Origin of the sequence: Thalassotalea sp. ND16A, from assembly GCF_000764205.1 — a bacterium.
Taxonomy (GTDB): domain Bacteria; phylum Pseudomonadota; class Gammaproteobacteria; order Enterobacterales; family Alteromonadaceae; genus Thalassotalea_A.
On record NZ_JQDZ01000024.1, the window covers coordinates 1 to 1,157 of the forward strand.

Consider the following 1,157-nt stretch of genomic DNA (forward strand, 5'->3'; position numbering starts at 1 on the left):
ATGGCTAAAGAAAAATTTGAACGTAATAAACCGCACGTTAACGTTGGTACCATTGGTCACGTCGATCACGGTAAAACAACTTTAACAGCTGCTATCTCTGCGGTTCTTACTAAAGTACACGGTGGTGAAGTTAAAGATTTCGCCCAAATCGATAACGCTCCAGAAGAGCGCGAGCGTGGTATCACAATCAATACTTCTCACATCGAGTACGATACAGAATCACGTCACTACGCCCACGTAGATTGTCCTGGTCACGCCGATTACGTTAAAAACATGATCACCGGTGCTGCACAAATGGATGGCGCTATCTTAGTAGTTGCTGCTACCGATGGCCCTATGCCACAAACCCGTGAGCACATCTTGTTATCACGTCAGGTTGGTGTACCTTTCATCATCGTATTCATGAACAAATGTGACATGGTTGATGACGAAGAATTACTAGAATTAGTAGAAATGGAAGTTCGTGAACTTCTTAGCGAATACGATTTCCCAGGTGATGACTTACCAGTAATCCAAGGTTCTGCCTTAGGTGCCCTTAACGGTGAAGCACAATGGGAAGAGAAAGTAGTAGAACTTGCTAACGCCCTTGATACTTACATTCCAGAGCCAGAGCGTGCCATCGACGGTGATTTCATTCTTCCAATCGAAGATGTATTCTCAATCCAGGGTCGTGGTACGGTGGTAACCGGTCGTGTTGAACGTGGTATCGTGAAAGTTGGTGACGAAGTTGCTATCGTCGGTATCAAAGAAACTACGCTTACTACTTGTACTGGTGTAGAGATGTTCCGTAAGCTTCTTGACGAAGGTCGTGCTGGCGAAAACTGTGGTGTTCTTTTACGTGGTACTAAGCGTGAAGACGTACAACGTGGTCAAGTACTAGCCAAGCCTGGTTCAGTAAACCCACACACTAAATTCGAATCAGAAGTATACGTGTTAACCAAAGATGAAGGTGGTCGTCATACGCCATTCTTCAAAGGTTACCGTCCACAGTTCTACTTCCGTACCACCGATATCACCGGTGCGGTAGAGCTTCCTGAAGGTGTTGAAATGGTAATGCCTGGCGACAACTTGAAGTTTGTTGTTGAGCTTATCAACCCAATCGCGATGGACGAAGGTTTACGCTTCGCTATCCGTGAAGGTGGCAGAACAGTAGGCGC

General features: G+C 45.8%; 1 protein-coding gene. It reads left to right on the forward strand.

Annotation, left to right across the window (positions count from 1 at the left end):
- Positions 1-1,157: elongation factor Tu (gene tuf, locus ND16A_RS14430; RefSeq protein WP_033076550.1), on the forward strand; the 1,157-nt coding region annotated here is incomplete at its 3' end.